Source organism: Pseudomonas sivasensis (assembly GCF_021391435.1).
In the GTDB taxonomy this organism is placed as follows: domain Bacteria; phylum Pseudomonadota; class Gammaproteobacteria; order Pseudomonadales; family Pseudomonadaceae; genus Aquipseudomonas; species Aquipseudomonas sivasensis.
In genome coordinates this window covers 3,695,306-3,708,340 of sequence record NZ_CP090029.1, presented here as the reverse complement: position 1 = coordinate 3,708,340, position 13,035 = coordinate 3,695,306, and the positions used below count along the sequence as shown (strand labels likewise).

Sequence of the window (13,035 nt, the reverse complement as noted above, 5' to 3'; positions counted from 1 at the left end):
CTCAGGCGCTTTTCGCGAGAGGTTGCTTGGCCCTGGCCAACGCCAGGTTCAGGCGCTTGAGCAAGTCCTGAGGCGGCTCGTCCAGGGCCATTACTACCGCTGTGGTCGCCGCCAGTTGCAGGCGTTCGCCCTGTTGCCGGGTTTTGTGGGCCAGGCCATGTACCGCTTGCTGCAACTCCAGCGCGAGCTCTTTGGCCTGGCGCTCGCCGGTGTTGGGCAGCAGCACCACAAAGCGGTCACCGGCCAGTCGACAAAGCAAGTCCTGGCGGCGCAGATTGAGCAATAACAAATGGCTGAGGGCCTGGAGCACGGCGTCACCTTCGGCATGCCCGTAGGCCTGGTTAATGGCGGCGAAGTTGTCCAGGTCCAGTGCCAGCAGTGACAGCGGTTGTTGCTGTTCGCGGCTGTCGTGCAGGCTGTCGGCCAATTGGCGCTTGAGGTAGTCGGCACCGGCCAGGGGCGTGAGTTTGTCGAACAGGCGGTGCTCGCGAAACAGCCGTTCGCGCTTTTCCATCTGCGCGCTGATCGCCAGTTGTTCGCGGTGCCAGTGGTAGATGCCGATGGTCAGCAGAATCATGCCCACCGGCATCGGGCCTGATTCCAGCCAGTGGTCCCAGGTGATGCTGTCGGGCAGGCGGATAAACTCATCGAGGCTGTCGATCCACCACGAAAAGAAGATGCACGACAGCCCCAGCGCCAGGTAATTGGTGACGCGCCCGGCGGGGCGGCTTTTAAGCACCAGGCCCAGCCACACCAGGGCGAGCAGGGCGGAACCGCCTTCGCCGAAAATATCCAGCCAGACCCACTCGCTGACGCTTTTCAACTCGCCGCAGGCCAGGTGCAGGATCAGCCCGGCGTTGGCGGCAATGAGCAAGAGCGCGAGTTTCCAGCGATGAGGTTTTAGCACGGAAAACATGGCCGCGGGTCCTTGGGCGAATGAGCGATGGGCGCCAGCACAGCAGATGGATGTGACGGTTGGATGACGGCGGGGAGGGTCGAATCAGCTCAGCTCAAACGCACTGGAGATCAGAAAATGTGGGATGGGGCTTGCTCCCGATGGCGGTGTATCAGTCAACAGATAGGCCGGCTGACCCACCGCTATCGGGGGCAAGCCCCCTCCCACAGGGGATCTCCACAGGTCATATCAGCTCATTCCACGTCTGGGTTCGGGCAAAACCCCCGGTTTACGGGGCTTCGCGCCAACTCCTGTCACAGAACGGTAATCCCCCACCCCTAGCTTGCCCTCCCAGTTGCCGGGCCATTTGCCTGGCGCCAACGGATTCTTGGGGAGGATTTCATGTACAAGCGCACCGGGCTCGTCAGCTTCACGCTCACCGCCTTGGCCCTGGCGATTGCCAGCGAACGGTTGAGCGCCGCCGAGGCCACTACCACCGAGCATGTCGAAGTGGTCGGCCAGGCCGCTGCCATCGACCAAGCGCTTAAAGAGCAGCGCAGCTCTGACAGCATCAAAAGCGTGGTGCATGCTGACGGCGTGGCCCAGTTGCCGGATGAAAACGTCGCAGAAGCGGTGCAGCGTTTGCCCGGCATCAGCGTCGAGCGCGATCAGGGCGAAGGGCGATTTGTCAGCGTGCGTGGCCTCGGTCCGGACCTCAACAGCGTAACCATCAACGGCACCCTGGTGCCCGCCCCGGAAAGCGCGCGCCGCGCCGTGGCCCTCGATGTGCTGCCGTCAGAACTGGTGCAGTCGCTGTCGGTGATCAAGACCCTCACCCCGGACATGGACGCTAACTCCCTAGGTGGCACCGTCGACGTGCAGAGCCTGTCGGCCTTCGACCACAAAGGCCTGTTCTACACCGGCAGCACCGAAGCCAGTTACGACAAGAATACGAGTCAGACCAGCCCCAAATTCTCCGGCGCGGCGAGCAACCGCTTCAGCCTCGGCGACGGCATCGACAACTTTGGCGTAGCCGCAGCCCTAAGCTGGCAGAAGCGTGATTTTGGCTCGGACAACGTCGAAACCGGCGGTGCCTGGGACTTCACCGACGGCGCCAAACTCAACGAATTCGAACAGCGCGATTACGACATCAGCCGCGAACGCGCCGGCGGTGGACTGAACTTCGACTACAAGCCCGATGACCTCAGCAGCTACTACCTGCGCACCCTCTACAGCCGCTACAAAGACACCGAAACCCGCAACTCCACCAGCATTGAATTTGCCGACCCCCAAGCCGCTGGTGAACTGGGCGACGCTGAAGCCAAGCGCAAGCTGAAGAACCGTGAGGAAACCCAGGAAATCCAGTCCTACGTGTTCGGCGGCGAGCGCATGCTTGGCCTGTGGACCCTCAGCGGTCAGGCCGGCTACAGCCAATCGAGCGAAGACAGCCCGGCGCACATCGCCGGAGCCACCTTCGACGGCGGCGACTTTGCCAACAGCGGTTTCTACGACAAGGACAAGCCACGGCCGATCATCGGTGCCGGTTTCTACGACCCAAGCAACTTCACGCTCGACAAAGTTGATTGGGAAAAACAGAACACCAAGGACACCGAGAAAAACCTGCGCCTGGACCTGGCCCGCGACTACGACCTGAGCGGCTATGCGGCCCAGGTCAAATTCGGTGGCAAGGTGAGTCGCCGTAATAAGGACAATGACCTGGAGGCCTGGGTCTATAAGGACTTCGACACCCTTGGCTACACCGCCGACCAGCTCAACCTGACCCAGTTCCAGAAGGGCAGTGTCGACTATCGCCTGGGCAACTACGGGCCAGGCATCAGCGCCAGCGGCATCAAGCAACTGATCGGCAGCCTCAATGCGGCGGACTTTTATGACGAGACCGAGTCCCGGGTCAACGACTTCACCATTCGCGAAGACATCAACGCCGGCTACCTGATGAACACCATCGACATCGACGACTGGCGCTTTATCGCCGGCCTGCGCTACGAAGGCACCGAGTTCGAAGCCAAGGGTACCGGCGCCACCGATGGCGTGTTCACTGCCACCGAGACCAAGCGCCAGTATCACCACTGGCTGCCGGGCCTGCATGCGCGCTACCAGATCGACAAAAACACCCAGGTGCGCGCGGCCTGGACCAAGTCCGTGGTGCGCCCGACCTTCGGCCAACTGGCGCCGGGTTTTGTGATCGACGATGACGAAGCCACCTTTGGCAACCCGGACCTCAAGCCCCTGGAATCGAGCAACCTCGACCTTGGCATCGAGCACTTCATGGGCCGCGCCGGCACCGTCTCAGCGTTCGTGTTTTACAAAGACATCAAGAACTTCGTCTACAACACCGACGTGGCCGGCACCGGCGCCTGGACCAACTTCTCCGAGGCCCACACCTACGCCAACGGCGACAGCGCCAAGCTCTATGGCCTGGAACTGGCCTACTCGCAGAAATTCGACTGGCTGCCCGCGCCCTGGAACGGTCTGCTGATCGGCGCCAACAGCACCTTCAGCCGCTCCAGCGCGGATATCGAAGGCTTCGACGCCGCCAGCGGCACGAACCGCAAACGCAACATCAGCCTGCCGAACCAATCGGACACCGTCGGCAACCTGATGCTCGGTTGGGAAGACGATAAGCTCAGCCTGCGCCTGTCGGCCAACTACAAATCGGCCTACCTGTATGAACTGGCCTCGATCAACGACAAGGCCCACGACCTCCATGTGGACGCGCAGACCTTCGTCGATTTCAGCGCGCGCTACTCGCTGACCAAGAACCTGCAAGTCAGCTTCGAGGCCCAGAACCTCACCGATGAGTCGTACTTCGTCTACACCGGCCACCGCAGCTACAACGGCCAATACGAAGAGTACGGCCCGACCTACAAGCTCGGCCTGACCTTCACCCATTTCTAACTCACACCTCGATTCCAATGTGGGAGGGCGTTTGCTCCCGATAGCGGTGGTTCAGTGAATACATCTGCTGACTGACACACCCTCATCGGGAGCAAGACCCCTCCCACATGGGAACTCCATTGTTTTCGAAGGATTTGTTTGTACATGAGAATCTCCACGTTGTACTTGCTGATATCGGTGTTGACCTGCACTCATGCACTGGCTGCCGACCTGACCCTGACGCCTTGGGCGACATCCCTGAACGCCGAAGCAGTGGCTTTCCTCCCCAGCACCCCCGAGCGCCTGGCCGCCAGCACCCGCGACGGCCTGCAACTGCTCGACGCCAAAGGCACTGAACTGACCCGGTTCAAAGGCAACTTCAGCAGCCTCGACACCCGCACCGCAGGCGCCCAGGTACTGGTCGCCAGCCTCGACAATGATCGTCAACAAACGCTGTTGATCACCCTCGACGCCGCCAGCAAAACCTGGGGCAAACCGCTGTACCTGCCGGCCCGCGATTACCCGGTGAGCGGCCTGTGCCTGTACCGCGATTCAGCGGCCAACCTGTTTGTGTTTTTGGTGGGTGAGGAGGGCAAGGGCGAGCAATGGTTGGTGGGCAATGGCGCGACGCTGCTGACTGAACCCCAGCGTGTGCGCGGTTTGCCGCTGCCACCATCGGCACAGTTCTGCCAGGTGGACGACGGGACGAATCAACTGATAGTCAATGAAGAAAATGTCGGCTGGTGGGCCTACCCGGCGCACCCGGAAGCGGACGTGAAACGCACCCCGGTGGCGGTGTTCGATAATCCCAAACGTGAAGCCGGTGCGGTTGCCCTGGTGCCGGGTGGTGTGGTCGCGCTCGATCCAAAGACTGCGCAACTTCACCTGTTCCAAAGGACGGGCGAGCGCTGGGTGGAACAGCCGAGCCTGAGCTTGCCTGGCCTGAAAGAACCCGAGCAATTGAGCGTCAACGGCCAACAGCTGCTGGTACGCGACGACGACAGCGGCACGCTCTACCAGGGCAAGCTCAACTGGCAGGCCAAGCCGGTAGCGGCAGATCCTGTACTGCCGGAAGTCGCCGCCGTGCGCCAAACCGACCCAGTCGGCCGCCAGGGCGATGCGGCGGATGATCCGGCGATCTGGATTCACCCCGACACCCCGGCCAAAAGCCGCGTGCTTGGCACCAATAAAAAACAAGGCCTGTTGGCCTATGACCTTGACGGCAAGCTGTTGCAGGAATTGGCGGTCGGACGCCTGAACAACGTCGACGTCCGCCCCAACTTCAAGCTGGGCGCCCAGACCGTGGATCTGGCCGTCGCCAGCAATCGTGATCACAACAGCCTCAGCGTGTTCAGCATCGACCGCCAAAGCGGCGAGTTGCGCGAAGCCGGTGAAGTGCCTACGCCGCTCAAGGAAATCTATGGCATCTGCCTGTATCAGCCCGCCAGCGGCGAGATCTATGCCATCGCCAACGGCAAGGACGGCACCTTCCTGCAATACCGCCTGAGCGCCCCGGATGGCCGTGTGCAAGGTGAGCTGGTGCGCCAGTTCAAGGTCGACAGCCAGCCTGAAGGCTGCGTGGCCGACGACCAGCGCCAGCGCTTGTTTATCGGCGAAGAAGACGTGGGGGTGTGGGCGGTGGACGCTCGTGCCGATCAACCGGCCACCCTCACTAGCGTGATCAAGGTCGGCCCGCAGTTGCACGCGGACGTCGAGGGCCTGGCGCTGTATCAGAGCGACAAACGCGACTATCTGGTGATCTCCAGCCAAGGCAACGACAGCTACCTGGTGGTGGATGCCGAGCCGCCGTTTGCGATTCACGGTGGGTTTCGCGTCGGCCTCAATGCCGCCGCCGGTATCGACGGCGCCTCGGAAACCGATGGCTTGGAGGTCACCGCCATCAACCTGGGCGGGCCTTGGAGCCAAGGCATGCTGGTGGTGCAGGACGGCCGCAAGCGCATGCCCGAGCAAACCCAGAATTTTAAATTCGTACCGTGGGCTGACGTGACCCGTGCGCTGAAATTGCCGTGAACCGTCATCACCCCGTCATCACTTTTTAATCGAATAGGACATCACCATGCACGCGACGATGGAACATATGACGATCTGGGGCCTTATCAGTGACGCCAGCCTGTTGGTCAAGGCGGTCATGATCACCTTGCTGCTGGCGTCGTTGCTCAGCTGGTACCTGATCATCCAGCGCGGCAGCGTACTGCGCCGCCTGGAGCGCCAGTTGAATGGCTTCGTGCAGCGCTTTCGCGCAGCGTCGGACTTGCAACCGCTGTACCGCGAAACCGTGCAGGCGGGCGAGGGCGGGATTGCGCCGATCTTTATTGCCGGCGTCCAGGAATACCAGCACCTGCACAGCCATGACCCTGCGGTGCTCGAAGGTGTTGAGCGGGCCTTGCAGGTGGCGATCACCGAGCAGGAAATCGAACTGGAAAAGGGCCTGCAATTTCTCGCGACCGTGGGTTCGGTCAGCCCGTACATCGGTTTGTTTGGCACGGTGTGGGGGATCATGAATTCCTTTATCGGTTTGTCCCAAGTGCAACAGGCCACGTTGTCGACAGTGGCGCCGGGCATTGCCGAAGCGCTGATCGCCACAGCCATCGGCCTGTTTGCAGCCATCCCGGCGGTGATCGCCTATAACCGCTTCGCGGCGCGTGGCCAGACGCTGCTCACCCGTTACTACGCGTTTGGCAATGAGCTGCAAGTGCGCCTGCACCGCACCCTGCGCGGTGCGCCGATCAACCTGGCCGTGGCCGCCTGAAAGGAGCAACTCCCATGTTAGTCAGGCCGCAACGCAAGCACGGGCCCAAGGCCGAAATGAACGTGGTGCCGTATATCGACGTGATGCTGGTGCTGCTGGTGATCTTCATGGTCACCGCGCCAATGCTGACCCAGGGCGTGAAGATCGAGCTGCCCAAGGTCGCCGCCGAGGCGCTGGCCACCGATACCCGCCAGCAGATCCTGACGCTGTCGGTAAAGGCCGATGGCGGCTACTACTGGAACCTCGGCGGCGAGCTCGACACCCAGCACCAGACCGACAGTGCCGTGAGCCTGGACGAAATGGGCGCCAAGGTCATGCAGGTGGTAGCGGCACGCAGCGACACCCAGGTGTACATCCGCGCCGACGACAACGCCGGCTACGGACGTGTGGTTGCAGCTATGGCGGTGTTGCAAAAAGGCGGTGTCAGCAACCTGGGGCTGGTGACCGAGGCCCCGCAATGACGGCGATGATCATGCACAGTCCGACGCTTGTGATGGAACCCAGGGATACCTCCGGCGTGTGGCGAAACAGCTTCGCCGCCAGCCTGGCGGTGGCGCTGCACGTGGGCGTGTTGGCGGCGTTGATGGTGGGCTGGTCGACGGAAAAACCGGTGGTGGAGGCACCTCGGGTGATGCACACGCAGTTGGTCATGCTGCCGCCTGCGCCGGTGGCAGTACCAGAACCGGTGGTTGCTGCACCGGCACCTGCGCCGCCGGAGCCGGTGGTGATTCCGGTACCAGTGAAACCTGCGGTCGACCCCCGAATCCAGGCGCAAAAACTGGAGAAAGCCGCCCTGGCGCGTAAACGCGTCGAAGAAAAGAAAATCGAGCAACAACAGGAACGCCTGGCCACCGAACAACGCACCCGCGAGCTGGAACTACAGCGCCAGGCCCAGGAGCGATTGGCTGCGGAAAAAGCCCGCGTCGCCACACCTGCGCCTGCAGCGGCACCGGCCTTTGACAGCCGCCAATACCAGCCTCTGAGCAAGGAAGCGCCGGATTACCCAGAGCGTGCTTTGGACAAGAACATCGAAGGCGATTGCACCCTGGAGTACAGCGTCAACACCCAAGGCCGCGTGGAAAATCCCAAGGTGTTGGACGGCTGCCACCCGTTGTTCATGCGTCCTTCACTGGCGGCGGCGAACACCTTCCGCTATCAGCCAAGGATCGTTGATGGCAAGGCTGTTGTGGTGCCGGCTGTGCGGAATACCTTTCACTACCGCATCAAATGATCCGTTCGGTTGGCAATGCTGCTGTTGTGGTGAGCTTGGTTCACCGCAGGTGGTGTTTAGTTGACCAGGATGTTGGATGGGATCGAGTGCATATCCGTTGCTGCGGTAACGGCCGCCTATGGTTCCGCTCTTACAGCGGGTCACTTTTGTAAAGGCACAAAAGTAACCAAAAGGCCTTCGCCCCACCACTCGGCACCTCGCTTAGGCTCGGTGTGTCCGTAATCCGACATTGATTTGGGGGGCCGCCGCCACGCGCCATCCATGGCGCAGGGCGGCTAAACCGGCATCCCTGCCGGTTTACCCCCCAAATCAATGTCGAATTCCGGCCATCGTGGTTGACGGGGCGATTTCAGATCAAAAGCAAGGCCGCGGCGGCCTTAGAGCCGACCGGGTTCTCAGCTCCAACTCCGTCCAAATGTGGGAGGGGGCTTGCTCCCGATGAGGGGGTGTCAGTTGATGCAGCTGTGACTGACCCGCTGCTATCGGGAGCAAGCCCCCTCCCACAGTTTGATCTCCATAGATCAGACAGATAGGTCCTAGCCTGCTGTCCTGCTTTTGCTCTGTTTTTGCTCTGTTTTTGCTCTGTTTTTGCTCTGTTTTTGATCTGTTTTTGATCTGTTTTTGATCTGCTTTTGATTTGGCTCTTACATCCTTTTCGCTGAAGAAGTCAGCGGTCTTTTGATCTGCGCTTTTGATTTTGATCCTAGGCGCCCCGTCAAACACGCTGGCCGAACGCAGGCTTGAATCCGTGGGTAACCCGGCAGGACGCCGGGTTAGCCGCGCTGGGCCATGGATGGCCCATCGCGGCGGCCCACGGATTCAAGCCGGAGTGCGGGCACACCGAGCCTAGGCGAGGTGCCGAGTGTTGGGGCAAGAGCCCTTTGGTTACTTTGGGGCTTTTCCAAAGTGACCCGCCGTAAGGGCGGAACCAATACCCGGCGTGACCGCAGAAACGGATATGTACACCAAAAAACCGCAATCCAAACAACCCCCACCTTCAAACGGCATCACCCATTAGCCAGATTCACCAATTCCACACCCAAAACATACCGCTCCAGGTTCGCCAAAAACGTATCAGCAATCTCATTACGGCTATCGGTCGATATCGCCGACGTATGCGGCGACAACCTCACCCTCGGATGCGTATACAACGGGTGCCCATCCGGCAACGGTTCCGGCTCGGTCACGTCGAGCGATGCCAGGCCGATTTGCCCGTTATCCAGCGCTTCCAGCAGCGCCTCCTGATCCACCAACCCCCCGCGCGCAATGTTGATCAAATGCAGCCCCGGCTTGGCGCTGCCCAACACGTCCCGATCGACGATATGGCGCGTAGCCTCGGTCAGCGGTGCCGCCAGCACCAGGTGGTCGGCGCGGGCGAACAGGTCGTGGATGTCCCTGGCCGCCTCGACCCCGTCGATCCCGAACGGTGTCGGGCTTTGGCGCAGCGCAACCACCTTGATTCCCAACGCGTGGGCCTTCTGCGCCAGGCGTTCGCCAATCGCACCAAAGCCGAGAATGCCCAATGTGGTGCCCTTGAGCGGACGCAGCGGGGTGAAATTCCACTGTGAATCCTTCACCCAGATATCCGGTAAATGCTTGGACGCGGCAAAGATCGCCGCCAGGGCGAACTCGGCCAGGTTGTCGGCGGCGCTGCCCCGGGAGGTGGTCACCGGCGGGCCGTTGAACAGCCATTGCGGGTAGAAGTCGATGCCCGATGAGACCAAATGCACCCATTGCGCGCCATAGGGCCAGCCTGGCGGCGGGGTATCCGGGGCGGTGTAGCCGCGCACGTTGATCGGACGCAGCAACAGGATATTCGCCTGGGGCGGCAGGTCGCTTGGCACGCCCACCGGAACGCCGATCACCTGGGCTTCGGGGTGGACCGTGCGCAGGCGAGCGCGGATCACGTCGTTGTAGTCTTCGTCCAACTGGCTGGCAATAATCACGTGAGTCATGCGCGTTCCTTCTGGCGTTGGGCGAACACGGCTTTACCGACGCCTTGCAGTACCGCATCGTTCTGCGGGGTATGTACGCGACTGCACAGCACATCGCGGTAGTGGCGTTGCAGCGGGCTATGGCGCGACAGGCCAGGGTTGCCGGAAGCCTCAATGGCCAGTTCCACCGCGCGAATAGCGTTGTGGGTGACCAGGTACTTCAACTGTGCGGCGTTGGAGGCCGGGGTGTGGCCGTCGGCGGCGGCGTCGAGCAGGCTGCGGTTGGCGAACAGCAGGGTGTCGATATGCCCGACGGTTTCCTGAAAGCGCGGCAAGGTCGACAACGCCGCACCGAGGTTGGACGGCGTGCGTTCTTCCAGCCAGTTCACCAGCCAGTCCCGCGCGGCCTGGGCCACGGCGTCGTACACCGACGAGAGCAGCACCGACATCCACAGGAAACCCTCCGCATCCAACTCCGGCTGCGGTGCGCTCCAAGGGCTGACACTGACGGCGTGGTCCAGCGGCACCAGCACGTTGTCGAGCACCACTTCATGGCTGCAGGTGGCGCGCATGCCGAGGTGGTCCCAGGTGTCGATGATGCTCACGCCGGGGCTGTCCTTGGGCACCAGCCAGGCGCCCACCAGCGGGTCGGCGTCGTCACTGCGCGCCCACACGCTGAACCAGCTCAGGCCATGGCTGCCGGTGGAGTAGATCTTGCGCCCGCTGATGCGCCAGCCTTCGGCAGTGCGCACCGCAGTGGTTGCCGGCAGGCCGCCACGGGCCGGGGTGCCGAGGTCGGGCTCGACGCGCAGGGCGTTGATCAGCGCACCGTTACGCACTGCGTCTTCGGCGACTTTCACGCGCAGGTGCTGGGGCCAGGTTTTGCTGTCTTGCAGGCGTGTGTGTTGCAGGTATTGCATCACCAGGATCAGCGCGGTGGACGGCTCGCCCTTGGCAATCGCACTGATCGCCTTGCGCGCCTGAGGCAGGCTGGCACCGCCGCCGCCCAGGGTCTTGGGCACGGTGAGGGCGACCAGGCCGTGTTCATGCAATAGCTGGAAGTTGGGGTGGGGGAAGGCGCCACTGTCATCGTACTGCGGCGCGGTACTGGCCAGCTCGGCGGTGAGGCGTTCGAGCAAGGCTTCAAAATTGGCAACTTCCACGGAGCGTAGAGACGGTTGGGTCATAAGAATGTACTCGGTCAAAAATATGGGCGGGGCGGCGCGACGATTCGACTTGCCCCTCCCACAGAGGATTTTTGGCTTAGATGGCGAGGCGCACAGGCTGTTGGCCCAACAAGCGCTCCACCACCTGTACCACCGGCTCGGCTTCGGTACGTACCAGCCAATCCGGGCTAACGTCTACGAACGCGACCGTGCCGTCCTGGGCAATCACCACGACGGTCGGTTGGGGCAACTCCCAGGTCCCCGTACCGGTGGTTTCACCGATGTGATTGCCCTTGGCCAATGCCGCGTTACGCGAGGCTTCATCGAAGCTGTAGAGAATCCCCAAGCGCCGCCCGAGGTTGTTATCCGGGTCGCTGGCGACCAGCAGTTGCAGCGCGTGGTGGGTCTTGATTTCCACCAGGCGTTCCGGCACTTGCGGGCTGATCGCTACCAGCGGTACACCCAATTCGCGCAGGCGTGGGTACAGCTGGCGCTCGTAATAGGGCAGGGCGATGTTGCACGCCGGGCAGCCGGCAAAGCGGAAGAAGATCAGCACCGCCGGGCCGTCTGCCAACAGCAGCTCGCGGTTGAGTTCGCCGCCTTCGACGTTGAGCAAGGTAAACGGGTCGAGCTCATCACCGACCTGCACGTAGTCGTCTACCCGCGCTTCATCCACCAGGCGCTGGCGCTGGTCGATATTGACTTGCAACGCCGCCGGGGCCCAAGTCGCTACACGCTCGGCGTGCAGCGCCGCCAACTGACGGTTAAGGGATTCGCTCATGCCAATGCCTCCTGCGGCGCTTGCACCTCGACGCTGTAGCGGTTGACCGGTACGTCCAGGCCCAGGTTGTCGCGCAGGGTCTGGCCGGTGTATTCGGTGCGGAACAGGCCGCGCTGTTGCAGCACCGGCACCACCAGTTCGGTGAAGTACTGCAAGCCATCCGGCAGCACCGAGTTGACGATGAAGCCATCGCTGGCACCGCGCTCGAACCAGGTCTGGATCGCATCAGCGACTTGCTCAGGGGTGCCGACAAAATCACGCTTTGGCCGCGAGAACCGCAGGGCCACTTCACGCAGCGTGAGGCCTTCGTCCTTGGCCAGTTGCTTGATGCGATCGGAGCCGCCTTTCTGGCTGTTGGAGCCCAAGTCGCCGAGTTCCGGGAAGGGTTCGTCCAGGGGGTATTTACTGAAATCGTGGTCGTTGAACGGGCGGCCGAGGGCGACGATGGCGTCTTCCACGGTGACCAGCTCCACGGCCTGCTGGTAGCGGCTTTCCACTTCGGCCTCGTCGCGGCCGACAATCGGGCGGATGCCCGGCAGGATCGACAGGCTGTCGGCGTCACGGCCAAAGCCTTTGGCGCGGCGTTTGAGGTCCTGGGAGTAGGCCAGGCCTTCTTCGATGCTTTCCACATGCACAAAAATCGCATCGGAATGTTCGGCGGCAAAGTTACGCCCGTCTTCCGAGGTGCCGGCCTGGAAAATTGCGGGCTGGCCCTGGCGCGAACGCGCAATGTTCAGCGGGCCTTTGACCGAGAAAAACTCGCCCTTGTGGTTCAACGCGTGAAGCTTGTCCGGGGTGAAAAACTCGCCGCTTTGCTTGTTGTAGGCAAAGGCGTCGTCCTCCCAGGAATCCCACAGGCCCTTGACCACGTTCAGGTGTTCCTTGGCGATGCGGTAGCGCACGGCATGGGGCGGGTGCTCGGCCTTGCCGAAGTTATCGGCGGTGCCGCTGAGCCACGAGGTGACCACGTTCCATCCGGCGCGGCCGCCGCTGATATGGTCCAGAGACGCGAACTGACGCGCCACTTGGTAGGGCTCGGTGTAGCTGACGGTCACGGTGGCGACCAGGCCGATATGGGTGGTCAATGCCGCGAGGGCTGACAAGATCGTCAGCGGCTCGAAACGGTTGAGGTAATGGGGGCTGGATTTGGCGTGTATATGCAGGCTATCGGCGATGAACACAAAGTCGAATTTGGCGGCTTCGGCCAGTTCAGTCTGCTGCTTGTAGAAGCCGAAATTCGTACTGGCATTCGGTTGTGCCTGCGGGTGGCGCCATTCGCCCCAGCCGTGGCCGACACCGTGGACCATGGCACCCAGTTTTAAATGGCGTGGTTTTAGTTGACGTGGCTGGCTCATGTTCTGTT

At 62.0% G+C, this 13,035-nt stretch carries 10 protein-coding genes; 5 read left to right on the top strand and 5 right to left on the bottom strand.

Going from position 1 to position 13,035, the window contains the following annotated elements; all coding sequences use genetic code 11:
• Window position 1: 1 nt before the first annotated feature.
• A complete protein-coding gene (locus LRO94_RS16525; protein ID WP_032889407.1) occupies window positions 2–916 on the bottom strand; it encodes a GGDEF domain-containing protein in 915 nt (304 codons plus the stop codon).
• A 381-nt stretch (window positions 917–1,297) separates the two neighbouring features.
• On the opposite strand from LRO94_RS16525, the gene LRO94_RS16520 reads away from it, so the two are divergent.
• From LRO94_RS16520 to LRO94_RS16500, 5 genes are all read left to right on the top strand, one after another.
• Window positions 1,298–3,811, top strand: coding sequence for a TonB-dependent receptor (locus LRO94_RS16520; RefSeq protein ID WP_179178837.1), 2,514 nt, complete (start codon window positions 1,298–1,300; stop codon window positions 3,809–3,811).
• A 144-nt stretch (window positions 3,812–3,955) separates the two neighbouring features.
• Complete coding sequence (locus tag LRO94_RS16515; RefSeq protein ID WP_179178838.1) at window positions 3,956–5,821, top strand: phytase; 1,866 nt, start codon at window positions 3,956–3,958, stop codon at window positions 5,819–5,821.
• 46 nt (window positions 5,822–5,867) lie between these two features.
• On the top strand, window positions 5,868–6,560 hold the full coding sequence (tolQ, locus tag LRO94_RS16510; RefSeq protein ID WP_032889400.1) for a protein TolQ: 693 nt from the start codon (window positions 5,868–5,870) through the stop codon (window positions 6,558–6,560).
• A 14-nt stretch (window positions 6,561–6,574) separates the two neighbouring features.
• A complete protein-coding gene (gene tolR, locus LRO94_RS16505; protein ID WP_032889397.1) occupies window positions 6,575–7,021 on the top strand; it encodes a protein TolR in 447 nt (148 codons plus the stop codon).
• Complete coding sequence (locus LRO94_RS16500) at window positions 7,018–7,791, top strand: energy transducer TonB (protein WP_179178839.1); 774 nt, start codon at window positions 7,018–7,020, stop codon at window positions 7,789–7,791. Before tolR ends, LRO94_RS16500 begins: the two co-directional genes overlap by 4 nt.
• Window positions 7,792–8,798: 1,007 nt before the next feature.
• Here LRO94_RS16500 and LRO94_RS16495 read toward each other — a convergent pair.
• The 4 genes from LRO94_RS16495 to LRO94_RS16480 all read right to left on the bottom strand — a co-directional run bounded on the left by LRO94_RS16495 (window position 8,799) and on the right by LRO94_RS16480 (window position 13,027).
• Complete coding sequence (locus LRO94_RS16495; RefSeq protein ID WP_032886604.1) at window positions 8,799–9,746, bottom strand: D-isomer specific 2-hydroxyacid dehydrogenase family protein; 948 nt, start codon at window positions 9,744–9,746, stop codon at window positions 8,799–8,801.
• The gene (locus LRO94_RS16490) at window positions 9,743–10,912 is read right to left on the bottom strand and encodes an acyl-CoA dehydrogenase family protein (protein ID WP_179178840.1); all 1,170 of its coding nucleotides are present in this window, start codon (window positions 10,910–10,912) and stop codon (window positions 9,743–9,745) included. Before LRO94_RS16490 ends, LRO94_RS16495 begins: the two co-directional genes overlap by 4 nt.
• A gap of 76 nt (window positions 10,913–10,988) precedes the next feature.
• Window positions 10,989–11,672, bottom strand: coding sequence for a peroxiredoxin-like family protein (locus tag LRO94_RS16485; RefSeq protein ID WP_095184524.1), 684 nt, complete (start codon window positions 11,670–11,672; stop codon window positions 10,989–10,991).
• A complete protein-coding gene (locus LRO94_RS16480) occupies window positions 11,669–13,027 on the bottom strand; it encodes an LLM class flavin-dependent oxidoreductase (RefSeq protein WP_179178841.1) in 1,359 nt (452 codons plus the stop codon). Before LRO94_RS16480 ends, LRO94_RS16485 begins: the two co-directional genes overlap by 4 nt.
• Window positions 13,028–13,035: the final 8 nt, after the last annotated feature.

What these genes read in the sequence shown, in the direction of transcription:
- LRO94_RS16525 (WP_032889407.1), bottom strand. Translation starts at nt 916, where the DNA reads ATGTTTTCCGTGCTAAAACCTCATCGCTGGAAACTCGCGCTCTTGCTC.
- LRO94_RS16520 (WP_179178837.1), top strand. Translation starts at nt 1,298, where the DNA reads ATGTACAAGCGCACCGGGCTCGTCAGCTTCACGCTCACCGCCTTGGCC.
- LRO94_RS16515 (WP_179178838.1), top strand. Translation starts at nt 3,956, where the DNA reads ATGAGAATCTCCACGTTGTACTTGCTGATATCGGTGTTGACCTGCACT.
- tolQ (WP_032889400.1), top strand. Translation starts at nt 5,868, where the DNA reads ATGCACGCGACGATGGAACATATGACGATCTGGGGCCTTATCAGTGAC.
- tolR (WP_032889397.1), top strand. Translation starts at nt 6,575, where the DNA reads ATGTTAGTCAGGCCGCAACGCAAGCACGGGCCCAAGGCCGAAATGAAC.
- LRO94_RS16500 (WP_179178839.1), top strand. Translation starts at nt 7,018, where the DNA reads ATGACGGCGATGATCATGCACAGTCCGACGCTTGTGATGGAACCCAGG.
- LRO94_RS16495 (WP_032886604.1), bottom strand. Translation starts at nt 9,746, where the DNA reads ATGACTCACGTGATTATTGCCAGCCAGTTGGACGAAGACTACAACGAC.
- LRO94_RS16490 (WP_179178840.1), bottom strand. Translation starts at nt 10,912, where the DNA reads ATGACCCAACCGTCTCTACGCTCCGTGGAAGTTGCCAATTTTGAAGCC.
- LRO94_RS16485 (WP_095184524.1), bottom strand. Translation starts at nt 11,672, where the DNA reads ATGAGCGAATCCCTTAACCGTCAGTTGGCGGCGCTGCACGCCGAGCGT.
- LRO94_RS16480 (WP_179178841.1), bottom strand. Translation starts at nt 13,027, where the DNA reads ATGAGCCAGCCACGTCAACTAAAACCACGCCATTTAAAACTGGGTGCC.